General features: G+C 72.5%; 18 protein-coding genes. 7 read left to right on the plus strand and 11 right to left on the minus strand.

What is annotated here, in order from left to right:
* The first annotated feature begins 206 nt into the window (after positions 1–206).
* Positions 207–968, plus strand: a complete 762-nt coding sequence (locus BT364_RS20295) for an RDD family protein (RefSeq protein ID WP_072486618.1) — start codon at positions 207–209, stop codon at positions 966–968.
* A gap of 113 nt (positions 969–1,081) precedes the next feature.
* Here BT364_RS20295 and purH read toward each other — a convergent pair whose 3' ends face one another.
* Both purH and purN read right to left on the minus strand, forming a co-directional pair.
* Positions 1,082–2,635 (minus strand): bifunctional phosphoribosylaminoimidazolecarboxamide formyltransferase/IMP cyclohydrolase, encoded by a 1,554-nt coding sequence (gene purH / locus BT364_RS20300; RefSeq protein WP_072486619.1) that lies wholly within the window; start codon positions 2,633–2,635, stop codon positions 1,082–1,084.
* Complete coding sequence (gene purN, locus BT364_RS20305) at positions 2,622–3,278, minus strand: phosphoribosylglycinamide formyltransferase (RefSeq protein ID WP_072486620.1); 657 nt, start codon at positions 3,276–3,278, stop codon at positions 2,622–2,624. Before purN ends, purH begins: the two co-directional genes overlap by 14 nt.
* Before the next feature lie 319 nt (positions 3,279–3,597).
* Between purN and BT364_RS20310 the strand changes: the two genes are divergently transcribed.
* On the plus strand, positions 3,598–4,485 hold the full coding sequence (locus tag BT364_RS20310) for a hypothetical protein (RefSeq protein WP_072486621.1): 888 nt from the start codon (positions 3,598–3,600) through the stop codon (positions 4,483–4,485).
* Here the strand turns inward: BT364_RS20310 and BT364_RS20315 are convergent.
* A complete protein-coding gene (locus BT364_RS20315) occupies positions 4,475–6,112 on the minus strand; it encodes a cell division protein PerM (RefSeq protein WP_256260097.1) in 1,638 nt (545 codons plus the stop codon). The genes BT364_RS20310 and BT364_RS20315 overlap by 11 nt on opposite strands.
* Positions 6,113–6,237: 125 nt before the next feature.
* Here BT364_RS20315 and BT364_RS20320 point away from each other — a divergent pair, with 125 nt between their 5' ends.
* Positions 6,238–7,578, plus strand: coding sequence for a helix-turn-helix domain-containing protein (locus BT364_RS20320; protein WP_072486622.1), 1,341 nt, complete (start codon positions 6,238–6,240; stop codon positions 7,576–7,578).
* A gap of 125 nt (positions 7,579–7,703) precedes the next feature.
* On the opposite strand, the gene sucD is transcribed toward BT364_RS20320, so the two are convergent.
* The 6 genes from sucD to BT364_RS41635 all read right to left on the minus strand — a co-directional run bounded on the left by sucD (position 7,704) and on the right by BT364_RS41635 (position 15,124).
* The gene (sucD, locus tag BT364_RS20325; RefSeq protein WP_072486623.1) at positions 7,704–8,588 is read right to left on the minus strand and encodes a succinate--CoA ligase subunit alpha; all 885 of its coding nucleotides are present in this window, start codon (positions 8,586–8,588) and stop codon (positions 7,704–7,706) included.
* A 21-nt stretch (positions 8,589–8,609) separates the two neighbouring features.
* Entirely contained in the window at positions 8,610–9,791 is a 1,182-nt protein-coding gene (gene sucC / locus BT364_RS20330; protein WP_072486624.1) for an ADP-forming succinate--CoA ligase subunit beta, read from the minus strand.
* 241 nt (positions 9,792–10,032) lie between these two features.
* Positions 10,033–11,295 carry a VWA domain-containing protein gene (locus BT364_RS20335; RefSeq protein WP_072486625.1) on the minus strand — a complete coding sequence of 421 codons (1,263 nt, stop codon included), beginning with the start codon at positions 11,293–11,295 and terminating at the stop codon, positions 10,033–10,035.
* The gene (locus BT364_RS20340) at positions 11,292–13,751 is read right to left on the minus strand and encodes a DUF5682 family protein (protein WP_079179554.1); all 2,460 of its coding nucleotides are present in this window, start codon (positions 13,749–13,751) and stop codon (positions 11,292–11,294) included. Before BT364_RS20340 ends, BT364_RS20335 begins: the two co-directional genes overlap by 4 nt.
* Positions 13,748–14,860, minus strand: coding sequence for an ATP-binding protein (locus BT364_RS20345; RefSeq protein WP_072486626.1), 1,113 nt, complete (start codon positions 14,858–14,860; stop codon positions 13,748–13,750). The genes BT364_RS20340 and BT364_RS20345 overlap by 4 nt, the downstream gene beginning before the upstream one ends.
* Positions 14,861–14,971: 111 nt before the next feature.
* A complete protein-coding gene (locus tag BT364_RS41635) occupies positions 14,972–15,124 on the minus strand; it encodes a hypothetical protein (protein ID WP_177328178.1) in 153 nt (50 codons plus the stop codon).
* Between the two features lie 132 nt (positions 15,125–15,256).
* Between BT364_RS41635 and BT364_RS20350 the strand changes: the two genes are divergently transcribed.
* Positions 15,257–16,666, plus strand: a complete 1,410-nt coding sequence (locus BT364_RS20350; protein ID WP_072486627.1) for an SWIM zinc finger family protein — start codon at positions 15,257–15,259, stop codon at positions 16,664–16,666.
* A gap of 22 nt (positions 16,667–16,688) precedes the next feature.
* A complete protein-coding gene (locus tag BT364_RS20355) occupies positions 16,689–18,296 on the plus strand; it encodes a DUF5691 domain-containing protein (RefSeq protein ID WP_072486628.1) in 1,608 nt (535 codons plus the stop codon).
* Between the two features lie 38 nt (positions 18,297–18,334).
* Here BT364_RS20355 and BT364_RS20360 read toward each other — a convergent pair whose 3' ends face one another.
* A complete protein-coding gene (locus tag BT364_RS20360) occupies positions 18,335–18,748 on the minus strand; it encodes a coenzyme B12-dependent isobutyryl CoA mutase small subunit (RefSeq protein ID WP_072486629.1) in 414 nt (137 codons plus the stop codon).
* A gap of 327 nt (positions 18,749–19,075) precedes the next feature.
* On the opposite strand from BT364_RS20360, the gene BT364_RS20365 reads away from it, so the two are divergent.
* Together BT364_RS20365 and BT364_RS20370 are read left to right on the plus strand one after the other, a co-directional pair.
* Positions 19,076–19,996 (plus strand): esterase/lipase family protein, encoded by a 921-nt coding sequence (locus BT364_RS20365; RefSeq protein ID WP_072486630.1) that lies wholly within the window; start codon positions 19,076–19,078, stop codon positions 19,994–19,996.
* A 231-nt stretch (positions 19,997–20,227) separates the two neighbouring features.
* Positions 20,228–21,754 carry a M23 family metallopeptidase gene (locus BT364_RS20370; protein ID WP_072486631.1) on the plus strand — a complete coding sequence of 509 codons (1,527 nt, stop codon included), beginning with the start codon at positions 20,228–20,230 and terminating at the stop codon, positions 21,752–21,754.
* A 43-nt stretch (positions 21,755–21,797) separates the two neighbouring features.
* Here BT364_RS20370 and pcrA read toward each other — a convergent pair whose 3' ends face one another.
* The gene (gene pcrA / locus BT364_RS20375; protein WP_072486632.1) at positions 21,798–24,290 is read right to left on the minus strand and encodes a DNA helicase PcrA; all 2,493 of its coding nucleotides are present in this window, start codon (positions 24,288–24,290) and stop codon (positions 21,798–21,800) included.
* Positions 24,291–24,444 lie beyond the last annotated feature (154 nt).

Raw genomic sequence — 24,444 nt, forward strand, 5'->3', positions numbered from 1 at the left:
CCCCGCCCGCATACCAATTCGGGCCGCAGGCGGTGGCGCGATGTTGCGCTTGCGCAACAAGCAAGGGCCACGACTGGACAAACTTACATTTCATTTATAACGATTATTGTCGCAGTGCCGCAGTAGTACCCGGGGGGCGGACCGCTGACCTTTCTTTCCTCCGTGCGGCCGCATCGTCCCCGCACGCACGTTGGAGGAACGCCCAGATGAGTTTCGGCGACCCGAACCCGAATCCGAACAACCCGTACGGCCAGCAGCCGAACCAGCCGCCGCAGGGCCAGCCCGGTTACGGCTACCCGCAGCAGGCCCCGCAGGGCGTCCCTCCGCAGCAGGGTCAGCCGGGCTACGGCTACCCGCAGCAGGACCAGCCGGGTTACGGCTACCCGCAGCAGCAGCCGGGCGGCACCCTCCAGGCCAACAACGGCTACATCAACGTCGCGGGCCTCGGCACCGTCGAACTCGCCACGATGGGGCGTCGCCTGGGCGCCCGTGCGCTGGACGGTGTCGCGTACGGCATCCTCTACCTGATCTTCTCGGCGATCGGCGTCGCGAGCCTCGTGGGCGCCTCGGAGTCCATCGACGACTGCAGCGGCTACTCGTACGGCACCGAGTCCTACACCCAGTGCATGAACGACGCGGCCAACGCCAGCGTCGGCATCGTCGCGGGCTTCTTCGGCTTCATCGCCGTGTTCGCGCTGATCGCGCTGCTCTACGAGTGGCTGATGGTCTCCATCTGGGGCGCCACGCTCGGCAAGATGGTCCTCAACGTCAAGGTCGTCAAGGAGAGCACCGGCCAGGCCCCCGGTCTGGGTGCGGGCTTCATCCGCTGGATCATCCCGATGGTCGGCTCGCTCTTCTGCGGTCTCGGCACGCTGCTGGTCTACCTCTCCCCCTTCTTCGACAACTCGGGCAAGCTCCAGGGCTGGCACGACCGCGCGGGCAGCACGATCGTCATCAAGACGAAGTGAGCATGCTGAAGGTCTAACCACCCTCACCGCATGGCGAAGGCCGCCGATTCCCCACTCGTTCCGGGGAATTGGCGGCCTTCCGTCTTACCCGGGCGGCCCGGGCGCAACTCGTATCAGTGGAAGAAGTGCCGCGTACCCGTGAAGTACATCGTCACGCCCGCCTTCTTCGCGGCCTCGACGACCAGCTCGTCACGGACCGAACCGCCGGGCTGGGCCACGGCCTTGATGCCCGCGGCGGTCAGGATCTCCAGCCCGTCCGGGAACGGGAAGAACGCGTCGGAGGCGGCGTACGAGCCGCGCGCCCGCTCCTCGCCCGCCCGCTCGACGGCCAGCTTCGCGGAGTCGACGCGGTTGACCTGGCCCATGCCGACGCCGACCGAGGCGCCGTCCTTGGCGAGCAGGATCGCGTTGGACTTGACCGCGCGGCAGGCCTTCCACGCGAAGGCGAGCTCCTTCAGCTCGTCCGCGGTCAGGGCCTCACCGGTGGCGAGGGTCCAGTTGGCCGGGTCGTCGCCCTCGGCCTGGAGGCGGTCGGTGACCTGGAGCAGCGCGCCGCCGTCGATCGGCTTGACCTCGACCGGGGCGGTCGGGGCGTCGGGGCAGCGCAGCACGCGGATGTTCTTCTTGCGGGCCAGGATCTCGACCGCGCCGTCCTCGTACGCCGGGGCGACGATGACCTCGGTGAAGATCTCCGCGACCTGCTCGGCCATGGCGACGGTCACCGGACGGTTGACGGCGATGACACCGCCGAAGGCCGACAGCGGGTCGCAGGCGTGCGCGTTGCGGTGGGCCTCGGCGACGTCGTCGGCGATCGCGATGCCGCACGGGTTGGCGTGCTTGATGATCGCGACACACGGCTCGGCGTGGTCGTACGCGGCCCGGCGCGCGGCGTCGGTGTCCGTGTAGTTGTTGTACGACATCTCCTTGCCGTGCAGCTGCTCCGCCTCGGCCAGGCCACCGGCGCCGGAGGTGTAGAGGGCGGCGGGCTGGTGCGGGTTCTCGCCGTAGCGCAGGACGTTCTTGCGCTCGTACGTCGTACCGAAGAAGTCGGGGAAGCCCGAGTCGTCGGCGGCGGCGTAGTCGGCGGCGAACCAGGAGGCCACGGCCACGTCGTACGCGGCGGTGTGCTGGAACGCCTCGGCGGCCAGGCGCTTGCGGGCGGTCAGGTCGAAGCCGCCCGCCTTGACCGCGGCGAGGACGTCGGCGTACCGCTCGGGGCTGGTGACGACGGCCACGGACGGGTGGTTCTTGGCTGCGGCGCGGACCATGGACGGGCCGCCGATGTCGATCTGCTCCACGCACTCGTCGGCGGAGGCGCCGGAGGCGACGGTCTCCTTGAACGGGTAGAGGTTGACGACCACCAGGTCGAACGGCTCCACGCCCAGCTCGGCGAGCTGCTCGCGGTGGGCGTCCAGGCGGAGGTCGGCGAGGATGCCGGCGTGGACGCGCGGGTGCAGCGTCTTGACGCGGCCGTCGAGGCACTCGGGGAAGCCGGTGAGCTCCTCGACCTTGGTGACCGGGACTCCGGCGGCGGCGATCCTCCCGGCGGTGGAGCCGGTGGAGACGAGCTCGACACCCGCCTCGTGCAGACCGCGGGCGAGGTCCTCCAGCCCCGTCTTGTCGTAGACACTGACCAGGGCGCGACGGATGGGCTTATTCACCGACATGACCGAGATGAACCTTTCGTCCCTCAATGCGATAGCCGTCGCGGGCGAGCCGCCCAACGGCCTCGACGAGCAGCTTGCGCTCGATTTCCTTGATGCGTTCGTGGAGAGCGGCTTCGCCCTCCGCCGTGTCCTCCTCGGTCACCTCGACCACGCCCTGCGCGATGATCGGACCGGTGTCGACGCCGTCGTCGACGAAGTGGACGGTGCACCCGGTGACCTTCACGCCGTACGCAAGTGCGTCACGCACCCCGTGGGCACCGGGAAAGCTGGGGAGCAGGGCGGGGTGGGTGTTGATGAACCGGCCGCCGAACCGGGCGAGGAACTCCTTGCCCACGATCTTCATGAATCCCGCGGACACCACGAGGTCCGGGCGGTACCCGGCCGTCGCGGCCGCGAGTGCGGCGTCCCACTCCTCGCGGGTGGCGTGGTCCTTGACCCTGCACACGAAGGTCGGCAGTCCGGCCCGCTCCGCCCGTTCCAGGCCGGCGATGCCGGAACGGTCGGCGCCGACCGCGACGATCTGTGCGCCGAAGCCCTCGGGGTCGTCACCGATGGCATCGAGCAGGGCTTGAAGATTCGTACCCGAACCGGAGACCAGCACGACCAGGCGTGCCGGGGCGGTGGAGGGGGGCGGGGAGGCCACGGCTGGGCCCTTTCTCGCGTGGTGAAGCAGAGCGACGCTGATTTGTATGGTCGTACAAAAGAACTGAGCCCCTCGATACGGGGAACTCTACGAACAAGCCGACCGTCAGCAACGATACCGGCACCTCGGGGGACCTCCACGGGACGGGGGTGGGCGGCCGGTGGCCCGGCTCCGGGGCGAGGGAGCGGGCCCGGGTGACGGATGTCGGCCGTTCGAGCCCCGCTCCCAGCTTTCGGCCCCTCCTGACCGGGAGGTAGCGTCAGGGGACAGCGAACCGTCCGCAGGGCGGAAATGACGAGATGGGGAAGACGTTCACCACATGCCGGACCGACGCCGCCGCACCGCCTTCCGCCAGCCGCTGCCCGAGCGGACCTCACTGCTGATGCGGGAACGCCAGTCCCCCACGGGCTCCTCTTCCTCTTCTGCCGGCTCGTCCGGTACGCCGGGCTCCTCCGGCCAGGCGGACGACAACCCGTTCGCCGCGCCGCCCGAGAACCGGCCCGATCAGCCCTGGCAGCCTCGCCGCCCCGCGAACACCGGGAACGGGGACGGCGACGGGAACGGCGACGGATCCCCCGAGGGCGGCTCCTCCGACGACCGGCCGGTCTGGGGCGGCCAGTGGAGCAGCCGGCAGCCCGGTCGCCAGAGCGGCGGCTTCGGCGGCCGGCCCGGGGGCCAGGGCGGGCCGAACGGCCAGGGCGGACCCCAGGGCAGCCCCGGCGGGCTGCGCTGGGACCCCACCGACCCCGCCCAGCGCCGCGCGCGCTACGCGCTGCTCTCCGGCATGTGGGCCTTCTTCTTCGCGCTCTTCGACTTCCCGGAGATCGCCCTGCTGCTCGGCGCACTCGCCGTGTACTGGGCGATCAGCTCGCTCCGGGCCAAGCCGAAGGGGCCGTCCGAGGCGGCGGCCGAAGGCGCCGGCCAGGCGTCGGGCCCGGCCCGGACCCCCGGTTCCGCTCCGGCGCCCGGATCCACGCCCGCCGCCCCCGCCGCCCCGAGCGGCGGCCGGCAGCAGACCACGGCCGCCGTCAGCGGTCTGGTGACGGCGCTGCTGGCGCTCTCGATCGTCGCGACGACGTTCACGGTGCAGCTGGTCTACCGCGACTACTACACCTGCGTGAACGACGCCCTGACCAAGGCCGGCCAGGTGGCCTGCAACGACCAGCTGCCGAAGCCGTTGGAGCCGTTCTTCGGCGTCAAGAACTAGGGTCCTTCGTCCCGGACGGCCCGGCCTCCCCCGGCCGGGCCGTCCGCTCGTGCCAGGGGTCGGTCGGCAGGAAGTCGTACGGTGCGAAGTCCTCGTCCCCGTCCGGGACAAAGATGCGGGCGGCGGGCGGCACGGGCGCCGAGGCGGGTGCCGACGCGGCGCCGGTCGCCAGGGAAGCCACGGGCAGGGGCGCGGGCCCGTCTCCCGGCGCCCGCTCCGGCTCCGGCTCCGGCTTCGCGCCCTTTCCCGACGCCGCCGCGCCCGGAGCCCCGGCCACGTACGCCGCCTCAGCCCTCTCCGCCTCAGCCCCCTCCCCCTCCCCCTCCGCCGGCACCGCGTCCGCCCGCCGCCACCACGCGCCCCCGTCGGGCTCCCGCAGCCGCCAGGCCCGGAGCAGCAGCGCCGCGGGAACGCCGATCAGCGCCGTCCACACCAGCGCCGCCGCACCCGTGAGCCACCACACCGGCCCGAACTCCACCAGCGCCCGGGTGCCGAGCGGACCACCGGCCGCCGCCGCCAGCACCGCCGTACCGGCCCCGCACCCCACCGCAGCGAGGGCGGCCGCCAGAGCGGTCTCCCGCAGGCTCCACGCCTCCGCGCGTGCGGCGTGCGGGGGCGCGGCCCGCCGTGCCGTGAACCAGGCGACCGTCACCCCGGCCGCGACCGGCACCGCGACGGCCGACCAGTTCAGGACCGTTCCCGGGCCCTCGGCGGGCACCGCGGCCAGCAACGGGAAGCGGGGCAGCGCCGGACGCCCCGCGAAGGCGATCGGGGTGACCGTGGACGCCGTACCGAGGGCGAAACCCGGCCCCAGCCCGTACGCCGCGCCCCATACCGCCGCGTTCGGCACCAGCCCCAGCGCGAGCAGGAGCACCGCGACCCGGCCCGCCCAGTCGCCCGAGAGCTGGACGAACGACTGCTGGGCGGAGTGCGCGTGCCACATCAGCGCCACCGCGACGAGCAGAGCCCCGCCGCCGAACAGCACCGCCACCCCGGCCGCCGCCGACCGCCACACCGTCCCCGCACGCTCCCTGAACCGGCCGTGCGCCAGCGCCTCGTGCAGACTCACCGGCGCCCAGGACGGCGGCGGGCCGACCGGCCGCCCGGCCGCCGTCCAGACCCCGGCCGCTGCCGCACCCGCCACCACGACGGCCGACGGAAAGATCAGCGACGGCGGGTGCACGGCCGGCGAGCCACCCCGCCCGTAATACGCGACAACCGCCCCGACCAGCAGATATCCGCTGACGACCATGACGAATGCGCCCACCGCGGAAGGCACCGGGCGCCCCTCGTCCGGCACCAGGGCGTCCCGCGCCGCCCGGTGCACCAGCCACACCGGGACCGCGGCGAGCAGCAGCGGAACGAGGCCCACCGGGGCAGGGACCCCGCTGAGCGTGTCGGTCCTGATCAGCTCGGCGCCGTGGGCGAGCAGCCAGAGCCCGGCCGCCGCGTGGAGCGCGCCGCCGGGGTTGCTGTCGGAGGCCGGGGAGCCGATCCACAGCGCCAGGACGAGGACGGCGACGGAGCCCAGCCCGAGCCCGGCCGCAACCGCTCCACGCAGAAGGACGAGGGCCAGCACGGTGGACCGGCCCTGCTCTGCCGACAACGACGTGTTGCCTTCGGTCACTTGGGTCACCGGGCCATGTTCCCAACGACACGCGCTTTTTCCGCGTAACAGGCGAATGGCCGCTGTGTCGCCCAATATGCGTTTATGTACTTTTCTACCCGGTACAGCCCTGCGGGGGGTCCTTCATGACACAGGGCCCGACCGATATGGCCTCCGCCCACCCGCTCCCCTCCCCCAAGGAGCGACGCAGACTGCGTGAGGCGAAGTCACTGAGTGAAGAGCAGGTCGCGACGGTGATGGGCGTCACCCGCGCCACGGTCCGGTCCTGGGAGACCGGCCGCACCACGCCCCGGGGGCGGAAACGTGAGGCATACGCCAGGCTGATCAATGGCGGCCGGCCGAGCCCGCAGGCCACGCCGCCGAGCGCCCGGACCAAACCGGCCGCTCCGAACACCCGGCCGAAGGCCGCCGCCAAACGTGCGGCCCGCCCGGCGGCGCCGACGACGATCGCCAGGCTGTCCAAGCCTGTGACGTCCACGAAACCGCCGGCGCCGCCCCCCGTCGAAGCCACCGGGAGCACCGCCATGGCCCCGACCGAGCCCGGCACCACCCCCGATCCGCCCGGCGCGTCCGCGACGCCCGGACCGGCCCCCACCTCCAATGGCGTATCCGCGACGCCCGAACCGGCCCCCGGGACAGAAGCCGGGCTCTCCCCGGCCGAGGCGTTCGATGCCCTGTACAAGCACTCCGCCGCAGCCCTTTTCCGGCAGGCGTTCCTGCTGACCGGGCGCCGGAACCTCTCCCGGGAGTCCGTCGCACGGGCCTTCGCCCTGGCCTGGGAACGCTGGCCCGAGGTCGCGGTGGACCGGGACCCGGTGGGCTGGGTGCGGGCCGCCGCGTACGAGTACGCCATGTCGCCGTGGCACCGCCTGCGCCGCACCCACCGCCGGCTGGACCCGCCACCGGCCGAGCCGGGTCCGCGCGCCCTGCTCGACGCGCTGCTCGCACTGCCGCCCTCGTACCGAGCCACCCTGCTGCTCTACGACGGTGTCGGACTGGATCTGCCGGAGACGGCGGCGGAGACGGAGGCGAGCACCCCGGCGGCGGCGGGCCGGCTGGTGAACGCCCGCGCCGCGGTCGCCGAGCGGCTGCCCGAGCTGGCGGAGCCCTCCTCGCCGGCCGAGCAGTCGGCGCTCCTGAACGAGCGGCTGGGCGCGCTCGCCCTGGCCCAGCCCTCCGACTCGCTGCCCTCGCCCGTCATGGTCCGCACGGACAGCGAGCGCAAGGCCCAGCTGTGGACCCGGGCGGCCGTCTCCTTCACGGTGCTGATCATCGGCCTGACGCTGTTCACGCTGGGTACGGCCCCGACCCGGTACGAGACTCCGGAGTCGCCCGCCCAGCAGGTCGGCGGGGTGCCGCCGCGCGGCGGTCCGCAGAAGCTGACGCCGCAGGACCTGAAGCTGCGGAAGAACCTCCACGGCGAGCTCGTACAGGGCCCGGCACGGCTGGTCCCCGGGGTGGGCTGAGCCGCGCCGGCGACGCGGAGGAGACACGGAAACGGCGCGGGTCCGTACCCCTTGATTCGGGTACGGACCCGCGCCGTCTGTGCGGTGACGCGATACTGCGGTGCTGCTCCGGTGTGGTGGAGCCGTCAGGCGCCGAGGATCTCGCGGGCCAGCTTGGCGGTCTCGGTCGGCGTCTTGCCGACCTTGACGCCGGCGGCCTCGAGGGCCTCCTTCTTCGCCTGGGCGGTGCCGGAGGAGCCGGAGACGATGGCGCCGGCGTGGCCCATGGTCTTGCCCTCGGGGGCGGTGAAGCCCGCGACGTAGCCGACGACCGGCTTGGTGACGTTGGCCTTGATGAAGTCGGCCGCACGCTCCTCGGCGTCGCCGCCGATCTCGCCGATCATCACGATCAGGTCGGTCTCGGGGTCGGCCTCGAACGCCGCGAGGGCGTCGATGTGCGTCGTACCGATGACCGGGTCGCCACCGATGCCGACGGCGGACGAGAAGCCGATGTCACGGAGCTCGTACATCATCTGGTAGGTCAGCGTGCCGGACTTGGACACGAGACCGATGCGGCCGGGCTTGGTGATGTCGCCCGGGATGATGCCGGCGTTGGACTGGCCGGGGGTGATCAGGCCGGGGCAGTTCGGGCCGATGATCCGGGTCTTGTTGCCCTTCGAGCTCGCGTACGCCCAGAAGGCGGCGGAGTCGTGGACGGCGATGCCCTCGGTGATGACGACCGCGAGGGGGATCTCGGCGTCGATCGCCTCGACGACGGCGGCCTTCGCGAAGGCCGGCGGCACGAAGAGGACGGACACGTCCGCGCCGGTCTTCTCCATCGCCTCGGCGACGGAGCCGAAGACGGGTACCTCGGTGCCGTCGAAGTCGACGGACGTGCCGGCCTTGCGCGGGTTCACGCCGCCGACGATGTTGGTGCCGTCACCGAGCATGAGCTTGGTGTGCTTCATGCCGGTGGCGCCGGTCATCCCCTGGACGATGACCTTGCTGTCCTTGGTGAGGAAGATTGCCATGGTGTTGGAGTCCCTCGTCCCTTACTTCGCAGCCGCGGCGAGCTCGGCGGCCTTGTCGGCCGCGCCGTCCATGGTGTCCACGCGCTGAACCAGCGGGTGGTTGGCGTCGGAGAGGATCTTGCGACCCAGCTCCGCGTTGTTGCCGTCGAGGCGCACGACCAGCGGCTTGGTGACTTCCTCGCCCTTGGACTTGAGCAGCGCGAGCGCCTGGACGATGCCGTTGGCGACCTCGTCGCAGGCGGTGATGCCACCGAAGACGTTGACGAAGACGGACTTGACGTCCGGGTCGCCGAGGATGATCTCCAGGCCGTTCGCCATGACCTCGGCGGAGGCGCCGCCACCGATGTCGAGGAAGTTGGCGGGCTTCACGTTGCCGTGGTTCTCACCGGCGTACGCGACGACGTCCAGGGTCGACATGACCAGACCGGCACCGTTGCCGATGATGCCGACCTCGCCGTCGAGCTTGACGTAGTTGAGGTTCTTGGCCTTGGCGGCAGCCTCGAGCGGGTTGGCTGCGGCCTTGTCCTCGAGGGCCTCGTGCTCGGGCTGACGGAAGTCGGCGTTCTCGTCGAGAGACACCTTGCCGTCGAGCGCGAGGATGTCGCCGGAGGCGACCTTGGCGAGCGGGTTCACCTCGACGAGGAGCGCGTCCTCGGCGACGAAGGTGTCCCACAGCGTCACCAGGACCTCGGCGACCTTCTCGGCGACCTCGGCCGGGAACTTCGCCTGGGCGACGATCTCGCGGGCCTTCTCGATGTCGACGCCGTCGACGGCGTTGACCGGGACCTTCGCGAGGGCCTCGGGGGTCTTCTCCGCGACCTCCTCGATGTCCATGCCGCCCTGCACCGAGGCCATGGCCAGGAAGGTGCGGTTGGTGCGGTCGAGGAGGTACGAGACGTAGTACTCCTCAAGGATCTCCGGCGCGGTCTCGGCGATCATCACCTTGTGGACCGTGTGGCCCTTGATGTCCATGCCGAGGATGTCGGTCGCGCGGGCGACCGCCTCGTCGGGGGTGGCGGCCAGCTTGACGCCGCCGGCCTTGCCGCGGCCGCCGACCTTCACCTGTGCCTTGACGACCGACTTGCCGCCCAGCCGCTCGGTCGCCTCGCGGGCTGCCTCAGGCGTGTCGATGACTTCACCGGCCAGCACCGGTACACCGTGCTTGGCGAAGAGGTCCCTCGCCTGGTACTCGAACAGGTCCACGCGCGTCCGTCCCTTAATCAATGGTCTCGCGGTTGGTTTTCTGCGTGGGCGTGCCGCGAGAGGCAACGTGACTGCTCTGTCACTAGGAATGCGCACACGGTGACCCCGGATACGCGGCATGTCCATCTCGCAGGTTATCCCCGTGGTCCGCAGGACCCTAAATCAGAGATCACACCTGAGCGGTGATTACGGTCACAGATCACGCCGGTGGCCGTGTGTCAGTGGACAGAACGGCAGCGTGTCAGCGGTGGGCCTCCTTGTCCGGCACGGGAAGCGGCCGCTTCTCGATGGCCGCCGCCATCACCTCCGGGAAGAGGTCCGGGGTGCATGCGAAGGCCGGTGCGCCCAGGGCCCCGAGCGCGGCGGCGTGCTCGTGGTCGTAGGCGGGCGCGCCCTCGTCGGACAGTGCGAGCAGCGTCACGAACTGCACGCCGGAAGCCTTCATCGCGGCGACCCGCTTCAGCATCTCGTTGCGTATCCCGCCCTCGTAGAGGTCGCTGATGAGGACGACCACCGTGTCGGCGGGGCGGGTGATCCTCGACTGGCAGTGGGCGAGCGCGCGGTTGATGTCGGTGCCGCCGCCGAGCTGGGTGCCGAAGAGCACGTCCACCGGGTCGTCGAGCCGGTCGGTGAGGTCGACCACCGCCGTGTCGAAGACGACGAGCCTGGTCCGCAGGGTGCGCATGGAAGCGAGCACGGCGCCGAAGACGGAGGCGTGCACGACGGAGGCGGCCATCGACCCCGACTGGTCGATGCAGAGGATCACGTCCTTCTTCACGGACCGGGCGGCCCGCCCGTAGCCGATGAGCCGTTCGGGGACGACGGTGCCGTGCTCGGGGAGGTAGTTCTTGAGGTTGGCCCGGATGGTGCGGTCCCAGTCGATGTCGTGGTGACGGGGACGGCTGATCTTCGCCGAGCGGTCAAGGGCGCCGGTGAGCGTGGCCCGGGTGCGGGAGGCGAGCCGCTTCTCCAGATCCTCGACGACCTTGCGCACGACCGCTCTCGCGGTCTCCTTCGTCGTCTCGGGCATGGCCTTGTTGAGCGAGAGGAGCGTGCCCACGAGGTGGACGTCGGCCTCGACCGCCTCCAGCATCTCCGGTTCGAGGAGCAGCGCGGCGAGGCCGAGCCGGTCGATCGCGTCACGCTGCATGACCTGGACGACGGAGCTGGGGAAGTACGTGCGGATGTCGCCGAGCCAGCGGGCCACGGAGGGGGCGGAGGCCCCGAGCCCGGCCGAGCGGCTGTTCCTGCCCCGGCCGCCGGGCCTGCCTCCGTCGCCGTACAGCGCGGTCAGTGCGGCGTCCATCGCGGCGTCGCGCCCGGTGAGGGTGCGGCCGGTGCTCTCCGCGCCGTCCGCGCCCAGGACCAGCCGCCACCGCCGCAGCCGCTCGTCGTTCGCCGGGCCGGTGTGCGTCGACGGTGGAGTGTGGGCCGGGGCTGGAGTGTGCGCCGGGGGCGGTGTGGTGCCGGCCGTGTCCGCACCCGTGGTCGTGGTCGTGGTCATCCCGTTGCCCCCAGCGGTTCCTCGACGTTCGCGGCTCTCCCGGCCGGCCCGGACGGGGCGTCGCCGTCCGGGTCCGGATCGTTGTGCAGTCCGAGCAGAAGGCGCAGCACCGGCTCGACCGCGCCGGCCCGGGCCTCGTCCAGTCCAGGTCCGAATCCGGATGCCGTCGTCCCGGGCGCCGGGCCGGCGCCGGTGGCTGCCGGTCCCCCGGCGGCCGGGCCCCGTCTCACGAGCTCGCCCAGGGTGCGCCGTACACCCGCTTCGTACGCCGAGAACGTGCGGCGCAGCAGGGGCAGTACGTCGGCGAAGAGGTCGGCGGGCACTCCGGTGAGCCAGGCGTCGACCAGGCCGAGCAGCCGCTCGTCGTGGACGAGCAGCATGCCTCCGCCGGCGGCTCCGCCGACGAACCCCTCGATCCACGCCGCGGCGTCGGCCGGGGGTGTGCCGGGCGAGAGGGCCAGGCCCATCAGCCGTGCGGCGTCGTCCTCCGCGAGCCGTCCGTCGTCGAGCAGCAGGCGGGTCGCGCGCCCCCGGACGACCCCCGCGACCGTGTCCCGGGCGGTGAGCCTGTGCAGTACGGCTGTCCAGCGCTCGCGCAGTCCGTCCGCGTCCGGGCCGTCGGCGTACGGACCGGCGCCGGACCGTACGGCCCCGGTGAGCAGGCCGATCGCGGTGTGGACCCCGTCCACCCGGCCGCGCATCTCCCCGGCCCCGTCGGCGTCCAGCCCGGTGCAGGCGGGTGGCAGCGCGACGCAGATCCGCTCGGCGAGCCCGGCCGCGACCTCGCCGAGTGCCGCGGTGTCCGTGGAGCGCACGTCTCCGTAACGCAGGGTGCGGGCGAGCGCGGGCAGGGCGTCGGCGAGATGACCCACGTCGGCGTCGAGCGCGGCACGGTCGGCGAGGGCACGCATCACCACGGGGAGCGCGTCGGGCAGCTCCGCGAGGAGGCACTGCTCGGCGAGGGCGGTGACCTCGGCGAGCGTGGTCGCCGAGGCGGCCCGGGAACCGGCCCTGGCGGTCGCCGCGGAGAGCACGGTGGTGCCCCAGGTCCCGGCCTCCGCGACCTGTACGTAGAGCTCGGGCTCCCAGCGCAGCCGCCAGCTCTCCCGGAAGGTGCCGGTGCCGGCCCGGCCTTCGGTGGGCTCGCCCCAGCCGACGGCGAGGACGCGCAGCCGGTGGAGCAGCCGGCTGCGGGCCGCGTCGTTGTCCTTGCGCAGGTCGAGCTCCAGCTCCCGTTCCTGCGCCTCCGGTTTGAGCCGGAGCGTGCGCTGTTGGCGGGTGAGGTCGCGCTGGAGGGGGACGGCGGGGGCGGTGTCCGGCACCTGGCCGAGGGTCTCGCCGACGATCAGCCGGTCCTGGACGAGCGCGAGCGGCACGTCGGAGCCCTCGCACATCACGGCCCGGATCGCGTCGGTCGTCTCGCCCAGTCCGGGGAACGGGCGGCCGCGCAGGGCGGCGAGGGTCCCGGCGAGCCGAACAGCTTCGATGACATGGGCGGACGACACGAACCGGTCCTCGTCTCGCAGGAGTCCGGCGACCTTCGTCATCCACCGCTCGACCGGGCGGTCCGCGGCGTCGAAGAGGTGTCCGTACCAGCCGGGCGAGTCGATCCCCGCCCCGTATCCGCTGTGCCGGGCGAGCCGCCGGTGCGACCAGGGCACCCAGGTCAGCTCGGCCTTGACCTTGGGCAGTCCCTTGAGCAGGGCGCGGTCGGCGGCGAGTGTGGTCCCGGCGCCGAGCGCGGGTACGTGCCAGGCACCGCAGACGACCGCGACCTCGTCGCCGAACTCCTTGCCGGCCTTGCGCAGTTGGATGCGCATGTGCGCCTCGCGGACGGCGTCGCGGGGGTGGCCGCCGTCGCCGTACACCTCGCGCAGGGCGGTCATCGCCTCGGCGAGCGCGGCGAACGGCGCCCGCGGGTCGACGGCTTCGCCGCCCTGGGCGCGGTGTTCGACGACGTCCTCCCACCAGCGCTCCGGGTCGTCGTAGCCCGCCGCCTCGGCGAGCACGGCGACGGGGTCGATCGGGGCCGGCCCGGCGGCCGGGCCTTCGGCATCGGCATCGGCATCGGGTGCGCACTCGCCGTCCTCGTCCGCTTCGTTCTCCTCGGCCCGTGTCATGGCCAGGGAGTTCGCCGCGGGCAGGTCGATGAACCGGACCGGGGCGCCGTGTTCAAGGGCCCAGCGGATGGCGACCCATTCGGGCGAGAACGCGGCCAGCGGCCAGAACGCCGCCTGTCCCGGGTCGTCGACGGCATGGGCGAGCAGCGCGACCGGTGGCCGCATCCCCTCGTCGGCGGCCAGCGGCAGCAGCGCGTCGGCCTCCGGGGGCCCTTCGACGAGCACCGCCCGCGGGCGGGCGGCATCCAGCGCCGCGCGGACGGCGCGGGCCGAGCCCGGTCCGTGGTGCCGCACCCCCAGCAGCAGCGGTCCCGCAGGACGTGGGGCCCGGGTCATGCGGACACCTCGCGGCAGGCGCGGTAGAAGTCCTTCCAGCCGTCCCGCTCCCGGACCACCGTCTCCAGATACTCCTGCCAGACCACGCGGTCGGCCGCCGGGTCGCGGACGACCGCGCCGAGGATGCCCGCCGCCACGTCACCGGGGCGCAGCATCCCGTCGCCGAAGTGCGCGGCGAGGGCCAGGCCGTTGGTGACGACGGAGATCGCCTCGGCCGTCGACAGCGTCCCCGAGGGGGACTTGAGCTTGGTGCGGCCGTCGGCGGTGACTCCGTCGCGCAGTTCACGGAAGACCGTGACCACGCGACGGATCTCGGCCATGCCGTCCGGTGCGGCCGGGAGGTCGAGCGAGCGCCCGAGCTGCTCGACGCGCCGGGACACGATGTCGACCTCGGCGTCGGGGGTGGCGGGCAGCGGGAGCACGACGGTGTTGAACCGGCGGCGCAGCGCGCTGGAGAGTTCGTTGACCCCGCGGTCGCGGTCGTTGGCGGTGGCGATGACGTTGAATCCGCGGACCGCCTGGACCTCCTGCCCCAGTTCGGGGACGGGGAGCGTCTTCTCCGACAGGATCGTGATGAGCGAGTCCTGCACATCGGCGGGGATACGGGTGAGCTCCTCGATCCGCGCGGTCATGCCGTCGGACATGGCGCGCATGAGCGGGCTGGGCACCAGGGCGTCGCGGCTGGGCCCGTGCGCGAGCAGCTGCGCGTAGTTCCAGCCGTAGCGGACGGCCTCCTCGGGAGTGCCCGCGGTGCCCTGGACGAGCAGCGTCGAGTCGCCGCTGACGGCGGCCGCGAGGTGCTCCGAGACCCAGGTCTTGGCGGTGCCCGGGACACCGAGGAGCAGCAGGGCCCGGTCGGTGGCGAGGGTGGTCACGGCGACCTCGACGAGGCGGCGCGGGCCCACGTACTTCGGTGTGATCACGGTGCCGTCCGGCAGGGTGCCACCGAGCAGGTAGGTGGCGACGGCCCACGGGGAAAGCTTCCAACGGGCGGGCCGCGGGCGGTCGTCGGCCGCGGCGAGGGCCTTCAGCTCATGGGCGAAGGCGTCCTCGGCATGCGGCCGGAGAGCCTGTACGCCGACGGTGGCGGTGGTTTCGGACACGGTCATGGATCCCCCTCCGGATCGGTCGACCCGATGTGGTTCCCACCGTGCACCATGGCACTGACAATCGGCCCCGACCGCAGGTCGGGGCCGATTCACCAGCTACGGACGGGGAGTTCAGCCGGCCACCGGCGAGACGGCCACGCAGCCGCCCGCGGCGAGCATGCCCTCGCCCTTCGCCTCCCTGAGGACGACGGCCGCGCGGACGGCGGTCCGGACATTGGTGCGGAGGCTACGGATGTCACGGGCGGCGCGAACGGTGTGGCTCATCGGTTGTCCCCCCGGATCGACGGGTCCGCTGCTCGCAGCGAATCGCAGAGACGAAGCAGAGTCAAGATGCGTGAACGATGGCGAAACAGCAGGTCAGGGCGATTGTCAGTGGCGCGTTCTACCGTCGTTCCCATGCTGCTATCTCACGGGGGAGAACCCTTGCGCACCGCCGGTCCGGTGGCGCGCTGGACGGTGGAGCAGGTACTGGCCCTCGCTCCTGACGATGCGTCACGCAGGGCGGGGAGCAAGCTCGGTGCGGCCGGTCCCTGGTCGGGCGGCGGGTGTGACGGTCCGGGTGCGGTGTGGGGGCTGTGCAAGGGAAGCGGGAGCAAGCCGTACCAAACGGTGGTCGACATCACCGGCCCCGCGTACAAGTGCAGTTGTCCCAGCCGGAAGTTCCCGTGCAAGCACGCGCTGGGCCTGCTGCTGGTCTGGGCGTCGGACGAATCGGCCCTGCCGCCGGGCGAGGCGCCGGACTGGGCCGGTGAGTGGCTGACGGGCCGCCGCGAGCGGTCGGCCGAGAAGGCGGAGAGGGCGGAGCAGCTCGCGGCGGACGGCACTTCGGCCGCGGGCCCGGCCGATCCGGAGGCCGCCCGGCGGCGGGCCGAGCGCCGCGCCGAGCGGATCACCGGCGGTGCGCAGGAGCTGGAGGAGCGGCTGGCCGATCTGCTGCGCGGGGGGCTGGCGGCGGCCGATCAGCCGGGGTACGGGCTCTGGGAGGAGACGGCGGCCCGCATGATCGACGCCCAGGCGCCCGGACTGGCCGCCCGGGTACGTGAGTTGGGTGCCATCGCGGCATCCGGTCCGGGCTGGCCGGTGCGGCTGCTGGAGGAGTGTGCGCTGCTGCATCTGCTGGACAGCGCCTGGCTGGGGATCGACCGGCTGCCGGAGCCGCTGGCCGCCACGGTCCGCACCCGGGTGGGGCTGACGGCCCCCGCCGAGGGTCCGCCGGTCCGCGACCACTGGCTGGTCCTCGCCCAGTACGACACCCCGGACGGCAAGATCGTCGCGCGCCGTATCTGGCTGCACGGGAGGGAGACCGGCCGCACGGCGCTGCTGCTCTCCTTCGGGGCGGCCGGGCGCTCCCCCGGGTTGGCGCTGCCGGTGGGTGGCACGCTCGACGCCGAGCTCACGCCGTATCCGGGCGCCGGGCAGCTACGGGCGGAGCTGGGGCGGCAGTTCGGTGTTCCGTCGCCGGCCGGCACCCCGCCGCCGGGAGACACGGCGGCGGCCGCGATCGAGGCGTACGGACACGCCCTGCGGGAGGACCCCTGGCTGGACGCCTGGCCGGTGGCGCTGCGCGATGTCGTACCCGTGCCGTCCGGGGACGGCTGGCAGCTGGCGGACGCGGCGGGCGGGGCGGCCCTGCCCGTCGCCCCGGCGGCGCTGTCCCGGCCCGGTCTGTGGAGGCTCGTCGCACTCTCCGGCGGCGCGCCGGTCACGGTCTTCGGCGAATGCGGCCACCGCGGCTTCGACCCGTTCGCGGCCTGGTCCGCCGGGGCCGGTGACGACGCGGCGTGCGGGACCGTGCAGCTCATCTGACGTTGGATTCGAAGGGGGACCCATGCCCGGCACCATCGCACCCGCCCCGTCCGCACCCGCCCCGTGGGAAGAGCTCGTCACCACGGCGCTTCTCGGCACCGACCGCCGTCCTGCCGGGGCGGACGGCGGGCCCGCCGGGCTGCTGGACGCGGCGGCGCTCCACACCGTGCGGCGCAGGGCGGGTCTCCTGCCCTCCGCCCCGGCCGCCCGGCCCGAGCCGGCGCCCGTCGACCCGCGGCCGGCGCTGCCCCCGGCCGCGCGGCGCAGGCTCGCCCAGCTGCTGGCGGACCGGTCGGCGGCGGGCGGCCCGGGCGGCCGGCGCGGTACGGCTCCCGATCTCACGGAGCTGATCCCGCAGTGGCTGGCCACCGCCAACCGGCAGGGCTTCCGGGCCCCGGCCGCGCTGCTGCCGGCCCTGCTCGACGCGGCCAGGGCCCGTACGGACCTGCGGCCGCCGGCCCTGGCCTTCGCCGGGCCGCGCGGAGTGTGGCTGGCCGGGCTGAACCCCGAGTGGAAGTTCGCGTTGCGCGGCTCCTCGGGCGGCTCGTCGCTGCCCGGCCCGACGGAGCCGGAAGCGGTCGCCCGGCTGTGGGAGGAGGGTCTGTTCGCCGAGCGGGTCGCGCTGCTCGCGGCGGTCCGGGCGCATGATCCCGCCGAAGCACTCGCGCTGCTCGCGACCACGTGGAGCACCGAGCGGGCCGAGGACCGGCTGATGTTCCTCGACTCGCTGCGCACCGGCCTGTCCCCGCTGGACGAACCCTTCCTGGAGCAGGCCCTCTCCGACCGCAGCCGCAATGTCCGCTCGACCGCCGCCGAGCTGCTGTCCGCACTGCCCGAGTCGGCGCTGGCCGGCCGGATGGCGTCCCGCGCGCTGTCCTGTGTGAGCCCGGACCTCACCGGCGACAAGGCCTCGGTCGCCGTGGAGGCACCGCACGAATGCGATGCCTCGATGGAGCGCGACGGCGTGGTGGCGGTGCCCCCGTCCGGGCGGGGGGAACGGTCGTGGTGGCTCGGCCAGTTGGTGGAGGCGACGCCGCTCGCCACCTGGCCGGCGCGGTTCGCCGGCCGCACCGCGCGGGAGATCGTCGCCCTTCCGGTCGCGGACGGCTGGGCCGAGGAGCTGCACGCGGCATGGTGCCGGGCCACGGTGCGGCAGCGTGACCCCGAGTGGGCCCGCGCGCTGCTCGGCACCCCCTCCGTCCCGCCCTCGAACGGCCCCGGCACGGCGTCGCTCGCCGAACGGTCGAAGCTCCTCGGCATACTGCCCGCGTCCGAACGGGCCGGCTGGGTGGCCGACTTCGTCGCCGCGCACGGCCTGTCGGAGGCCTTCCAGATCCTGGGGGTCTGCCCGACGCCCTGGGCCGAACCGCTGGGCCGCGCGGTCGTCGACGCCCTGGACATCGCCCGGGACGCGGGCAGCTATCCCTGGAGCTTCAGCGGCGTGATGGGCCTCGCCGAACGCTGTCTGAACCCGGCCGAGGCGGACCGCCTGGAGGTCCTCACCACCACCCCGGACGAACCGGAGGACGCCTCACCGGGCGCGAACGGCTACTGGTCCGAGGCCTTCCAACGGCTGGTCTCCACCTTGCGGCTGCGCGCGGCGATGGACTCGGAGCTGATCCCGGCCTGAGGAACCGGCCCCGAGCCCGGCGCCCCGAGCCCCGCGGGTCAGGCCTCCGCGGGGTGGCGGACGTTCGCGTTGACCCACTCGACGATCGACGCCGTCGTGGCACCCGGGGTGAAGATCTCCGCGACGCCCTGGTCCTTCAGCGGTGCGATGTCCGCCTCCGGGATGATGCCGCCGCCGAAGACCTTGATGTCCTCCGCCTCCCGCTCCTTCAGCAGCTCGATCACCTTGGCGAAGAGCGTGTTGTGCGCACCGGAGAGGATCGAGAGACCGATCGCGTCGGCGTCCTCCTGGATCGCGGTGTCCACGATCTGCTCCGGCGTCTGGTGGAGCCCGGTGTAGATGACCTCCATACCCGCATCGCGCAGCGCCCTCGCGATCACCTTGGCCCCGCGATCATGGCCGTCCAGGCCCGGCTTCGCCACCACCACACGGATCGGACCGGTCACACCCATCACTGCCTCCACATGCCTCTCCCGTGCCTGAAGGGCCGGGGATGTGAACGAACGTTATCTACAGCATCCCGCAAGCCGTCGTTTCGCGGTGGACGGGGAGGGGGAAATCACACGTGGGACATGTTCACCGGGCGCCGTCCCCGCGTCATGCGGCAGACCTGCCGTGCGGGACCGGCCGCCAGGGGAGCCGCGACGAGGTCGCCGTACCACCGCGCCGTCAGCCGCACGGCACGGTGGTACGGCCTGCCCGGTCCATCCGGTCCGTCGGCGCCTGCGCGCCGGTCACACCCAGCCGCCTCCCCCGTCCGCCGAAGCAGGAGGTCGGCCATGAAGGTCCTGCCTTTTCTTCCGCCACTACTGAGCCGGCCGTGTCCGGGCCCTGTTCCGCTGCCGACCGCACTGCTGAAGGCCACCGCGCTGGAGCTGGTGGTTCTCGCCGGCCACGCACTCCTCTACCCCACCGGCATCACGGGGGAACGACGGGCCGCGCCACCCCCGGACGGACCGCACACCACACCTCCCGGCGCCACCCCCACCGCCCCGGCCACGGCCTCCACCCTCCCCGCCGAGAGCGACGAGCGGCCCCCCGTCGTCCTGCTGCACGGCTTCATCGACAACCGTTCGGTCTTCGTCCTGCTGCGCCGTTCCCTGGCCCGGCACGGCTGGCACCACCTGGAATCGCTCAACTACTCGCCGCTGACCTGCGACATCCGGACGGCGGCCGAGCTGCTCGGGCGCCATGTCGAGGAGATCTGCGCGCGTACCGGACACCACGAGGTCGACATCGTCGGGCACAGCCTCGGCGGCCTGATCGCCCGCTATTACGTACAGCGACTCGGTGGCGACCAGCGGGTCCGCACCCTGGTCACCCTCGCCACACCGCACGCGGGCACGGCGGTCGCCCGGCTGGCGAGCGCTCACCCCATCGTGCGGCAGATGCGTACGGGGTCCGCGCCGATCGAGGAGCTGCGCAGGCCCGCGCCCGGCTGCCGTACCCGGTTCGTGAGCTTCTGGAGCGAGCTCGACCGGGTGATCGTGCCGGCCGAGGCGGCCTGCATCGACCATCCGGATCTCGACGCGCAGAACGTACGCGTCAGCGGGATCGGCCATCTCGCGCTGCCGGTGCATCCGGCCGTCGCCGCCGCGGTCCGGCAGGCGCTGGAGTCCCGCGACCCGCCGGCCGAAACCACCGAGGCCACCGGAATCGGAGAAATCGGAGGAACCGGAGGAACCGCGGGAGCCGCGTGAGCCCCACGGCCCGGCAGAGACCCACAAATAGAACGCGTTTCGAACATAGAGCCAAGGCTGTGTGCACAGTCCGTCGAAAGGCGGCCGATTGCCCGTTTCCTGAGTCGCCCATGCCCGCCGAAGATTGTCGGCGTCACGTACCGCCGGGTACAGTCGCGGCCACTGCTCCCCTGGGATTCCCCCGCCGGAACCCAGAGCACAGGTCCTGCTGCCGAGGCGAGAGAGAAGTTGGTGAACGACCAGCACCCCCACGCCGGGTACGCCGGATACGACAGCGAGGCGACCGGCGGCTTCGACAGCGATCCGCTCTTCGGCTCGCTCCCCGGCGGTCACGACGGCGCGTACAGCAGCGGCTACGGAGCCGGGCAGTCCGGCTACAGCGGCCAGTACGACTCCACGCAGTGGGACACGGGCGCACACCCGACCACCTCGTACGACGCCTATGCCCCGTACGCCGCGCAGCCCCAGCAGCAGTACGAAGCGGGGCCGACGTACGAGACGACGGCCATCTGGACACCCGCGGCCGATTACGGCACGGAAGCGACCACGGCCACCGCCACGTTCGCCGGCATCCCGGCACAGGGCGGCGCCCCGGACGCCACGGGTCAGTGGGACACCAGCGGCTGGCACCCGAACGACCCGTGGGCCACGGGCGAAACGGCCGCGTACGACACCGGCGCGTACGACGCCACCGCCTGGAACACCGGCGCCACGCCCGAGCACGAACAGCAGATCACGCAAACCACGGAAACCGCACAGGTGTCCTACGAAGCGCCGTCGGCACACGAGGCGCCCGGAACCCACGAGACCCACACCGACCTGGGTTTCTACGACCCGTACGCGCCCTACGCCGCCGACATCTCGGACAGCGCGGCCGGCGCGGACAGCGCAGCAGGCGATGTAGACGTACATGACGCGGCCACCATCAGCGTCGCAGCCATCGCGGACGTCGCAGAGGCCGCACCCGGCCCGCACCGCCCCCTCGGCCGCTCCACCACCCGCAGCGGCGGCGCCGGCCGCAGCCGTCGGCGTTCGCCCGCGAAGCGTTCCGCGCTCCTCACCGTCGCCATCCCCTCCGCCTGCGTGATGAGCGTGGCCGGCATCGCCGCGGCCTCGGTCGGCGGGCTCGGCGGCGAGGACAAGAAGGACGACAACACCACGATGGCGGCGGCCGACCCCGGCTCCGTCAAGGCGGGTGCGGCCAACAACAAGCTGGACGCCCAGCTCGCCAACCTCAGCGCCGACGCGGAGAACTTCGCCGACCGCGCCAGCCGCACCCAGGAGCGCATCGACCTGCGGGAGCGGCAGGCCGCCGAGAAGAAGAAGCGCGAGGAAGAGGCCGCCCGCAAGGAGGCCCTGCGCCCCAAGTTCGTCATGCCGGTCAAGCAGCACGGCCTCAGCGCGTACTTCGGCCAGGCGGGCGTCAACTGGATGTCCGTGCACACGGGCATCGACTTCCCCGTCCTGGAGGGCACGCCCGTGATGGCCGCGACCGACGGCACCGTGCGCACCCAGCTGAACAGCGCCTACGGGAACATGGCCATCGTCACCATGGCCGACGGGACCGAGACCTGGTACTGCCACCTCAGCGGCACCAAGATCCGCTCGGGCCCGGTCAAGGCCGGTGACGTCATCGCGTACTCGGGCGACACCGGGAACTCGACCGGCCCGCACCTGCACTTCGAGGTGCGGCCCGGTGGCGGAGCGGCAGTGAACCCGCTGCCGTGGCTGCGCAGCCACGGCGTCAACCCGACCTGAGCCCGGCGGGGCGGGGGCCACGGCCTCCGCCCGCCCGCTCCGGCTACAGCTTCTCGACCGGCGCGTACCGCAGCAGCAGCTTCTTCGGGCGCTCGTCGCCGAAGTCGACCGTGGCCTTCGCCTGGTCGCCGACGCCCTCGACCGCCGTCACCGTGCCGAGCCCGAACTGGTCGTGCGTGACCCGGTCCCCGACGGCCAGCGTGATCGTCGGCTTGTCCGAGGTCCGCCGGGTCGCGAAGCCCGAGGGGCCGGAGCGCGAACGCGACGAGGACAGCGAGGACGTGATCCCCGAGGTCGGCCCGGCCGGAGCCGCCATCGGCCCGGTCCGCTTCCACTCCAGGTGCTGGTCCGGGATCTCCTCCAGGAACCGTGACGGCGGGTTGTACGAGGGCTGGCCCCACGCGCTGCGCATCGCGGCCCGGGTCAGATAGAGCCGCTCGCGGGCCCGGGTGATGCCGACGTAGGCGAGCCGTCGCTCCTCCTCCAGCTCCTTCACCTGTCCCAGCGCCCGCATGTGCGGGAAGACGCCGTCCTCCATGCCGGTCAGGAAGACGACCGGGAATTCGAGGCCCTTCGCGGTGTGCAGCGTCATCAGCGTGATGACACCGGAGCCGTCCTCGTCCTCGTCGGGGATCTGGTCGGAGTCGGCGACGAGCGCGACCTTCTCCAGGAACTCGGCGAGCGTGCCGGTGCCCGCGGCCGTGCCCTCCTCGCCGGCCGCTCCGCGCTCCTGCTCGAATTCGAGGGCCACGGCGGCCAGTTCCTGAAGGTTCTCGATCCGGGTCTCGTCCTGCGGGTCGGTGGAGGCCTGCAGTTCGGCGAGGTAGCCGGTGCGCTCCAGGACGGCCTCCAGGACCACCGCGGGGCCCGCGCCCGATTCGACGATCGTGCGCAGCTCCTCCATCAGCGTGTTGAACCGCTTGACGGCGTTGGCCGACCGGGCCGCCATGCCGTACGCCTCGTCGACCCGGCGCAGCGCCTGCGGGAATGTGATCTTCTCGCGCAGGGACAGCGCGTCGATCATCGCCTCGGCGCGCTCGCCGATGCCGCGCTTGGGCACGTTGAGGATGCGGCGCAGCGGGACGGTGTCCTCCGGATTGGCGAGGACGCGCAGGTAGGCCAGGATGTCCCGGACCTCCTTGCGCTCGTAGAAGCGCACGCCGCCGACGACCTTGTAGGGCAGGCCGACGCGGATGAAGATCTCTTCGAAGACACGGGACTGCGCGTTCGTACGGTAGAAGATCGCGACGTCGCCGGCCTTGGCGTCGCCCGCGTCGGTCAGCCGGTCGATCTCGTCGGCGACGAACTGCGCCTCGTCGTGCTCGGTGTCGGCGACGTAGCCGGTGATCCGGGCGCCCGTGCCGGCGTTCGTCCAGAGGTTCTTGGGACGGCGGCTCTCGTTGCGCTCGATGACCGCGTTGGCGGCGGAGAGGATCGTCTGCGTGGAGCGGTAGTTCTGCTCCAGGAGGATCGTCGTCGCGTTCGGGTAGTCCTCCTCGAACTGGAGGATGTTGCGGATGGTCGCGCCGCGGAAGGCGTAGATCGACTGGTCCGCGTCACCCACGACGCACAGCTCGGCCGGGGCGTCGCCCTCGCCCGTCGGGCCGACCAGCTCGCGTACGAGGGTGTACTGGGCGTGGTTGGTGTCCTGGTACTCGTCGACCAGGACGTGGCGGAAGCGGCGGCGGTAGTGCTCGGCGACGTCCGGGAACGCCTGGAGCAGGTGGACCGTCGTCATGATGATGTCGTCGAAGTCCAGCGCGTTGGCGTCGCGCAGCCGGGACTGGTACATCGCGTAGGCCTGGGCGAGGGTCTTCTCGAAGCCTCCCCCATTCTCGGCTCCGCTCGAATGGGAGGTGCCCCCTCCGACCTGGCCGGCGAAGGTCTCCTCGTCGATCAGTTCGTTCTTCAGGTTGGAGACCTTGGCGGTGAACGACTTCGGCGGGAAGCGCTTCGGGTCGAGGTCGAGGTCGCGGCAGACCAGGGCCATCAGCCGCTTGGAGTCGGCGGCGTCGTAGATCGAGAACGACGAGGTGAAGCCGAGCCGCTTCGACTCGCGGCGCAGGATGCGTACGCACGCGCTGTGGAAGGTCATGACCCACATCGCGTTGGCGCGCGGTCCGACGAGCTGCTCGACGCGCTCCTTCATCTCGCCCGCGGCCTTGTTGGTGAAGGTGATCGCCAGGATCTGGCCGGGGTGCACCCCGCGCTCCGCGAGGAGGTGGGCGATCCGGTGGGTCAGCACCCGGGTCTTGCCCGAGCCGGCCCCGGCGACGATGAGCAGCGGGGAGCCCGCGTGGACGACGGCGGCACGCTGCTCGGTGTTCAGCCCGTCGAGGAGCGCCGCGGAGTCGATGACGGGGCGGTGCGCGCCGTCGCGGTAGTAGGCGTCCCTGGGCGGCGGGGGCCCGTCGAACACGCCCGCGAAGAGGTCCTCCGGCACCGCTTCGGGTGCGGAGTCCTCGGGGGGCGGCGGGGGCTCTTCCTCCGAGTGCTGGAGGCCGGCCAGGAAGCTGTCGTCAAAGAGGCTGCTCATCGCTAGTCGAGTCTAGGGCCTCTCGTCTGGATCAGGCCGGGCTCGCGGGATCTTGTGCTGCGCCTCGCCGCGTTGTCGTCGGTCGCCATGACTCCGCCATGCCTCCCTCCTCCGCCTTGCGATCCACAGCACCAGATCCCGCTCCCTGATCCGG

It is taken from the genome of Streptomyces atratus, assembly GCF_900119365.1.
GTDB classification, from domain to species: Bacteria; Actinomycetota; Actinomycetes; order Streptomycetales; family Streptomycetaceae; genus Streptomyces; species Streptomyces atratus_B.

Bases quoted from the DNA above. Each gene is read 5' to 3' on its own strand.
- BT364_RS20295 (WP_072486618.1), top strand. From the start codon at position 207: ATGAGTTTCGGCGACCCGAACCCGAATCCGAACAACCCGTACGGCCAG.
- purH (WP_072486619.1), bottom strand. From the start codon at position 2,635: ATGTCGGTGAATAAGCCCATCCGTCGCGCCCTGGTCAGTGTCTACGAC.
- BT364_RS20310 (WP_072486621.1), top strand. From the start codon at position 3,598: ATGCCGGACCGACGCCGCCGCACCGCCTTCCGCCAGCCGCTGCCCGAG.
- BT364_RS20320 (WP_072486622.1), top strand. From the start codon at position 6,238: ATGACACAGGGCCCGACCGATATGGCCTCCGCCCACCCGCTCCCCTCC.
- sucD (WP_072486623.1), bottom strand. From the start codon at position 8,588: ATGGCAATCTTCCTCACCAAGGACAGCAAGGTCATCGTCCAGGGGATG.
- BT364_RS20335 (WP_072486625.1), bottom strand. From the start codon at position 11,295: ATGACCACGACCACGACCACGGGTGCGGACACGGCCGGCACCACACCG.
- BT364_RS20340 (WP_079179554.1), bottom strand. From the start codon at position 13,751: ATGACCCGGGCCCCACGTCCTGCGGGACCGCTGCTGCTGGGGGTGCGG.
- BT364_RS20345 (WP_072486626.1), bottom strand. From the start codon at position 14,860: ATGACCGTGTCCGAAACCACCGCCACCGTCGGCGTACAGGCTCTCCGG.
- BT364_RS41635 (WP_177328178.1), bottom strand. From the start codon at position 15,124: ATGAGCCACACCGTTCGCGCCGCCCGTGACATCCGTAGCCTCCGCACC.
- BT364_RS20350 (WP_072486627.1), top strand. From the start codon at position 15,257: ATGCTGCTATCTCACGGGGGAGAACCCTTGCGCACCGCCGGTCCGGTG.
- BT364_RS20355 (WP_072486628.1), top strand. From the start codon at position 16,689: ATGCCCGGCACCATCGCACCCGCCCCGTCCGCACCCGCCCCGTGGGAA.
- BT364_RS20360 (WP_072486629.1), bottom strand. From the start codon at position 18,748: ATGGGTGTGACCGGTCCGATCCGTGTGGTGGTGGCGAAGCCGGGCCTG.
- BT364_RS20365 (WP_072486630.1), top strand. From the start codon at position 19,076: ATGAAGGTCCTGCCTTTTCTTCCGCCACTACTGAGCCGGCCGTGTCCG.
- pcrA (WP_072486632.1), bottom strand. From the start codon at position 24,290: ATGAGCAGCCTCTTTGACGACAGCTTCCTGGCCGGCCTCCAGCACTCG.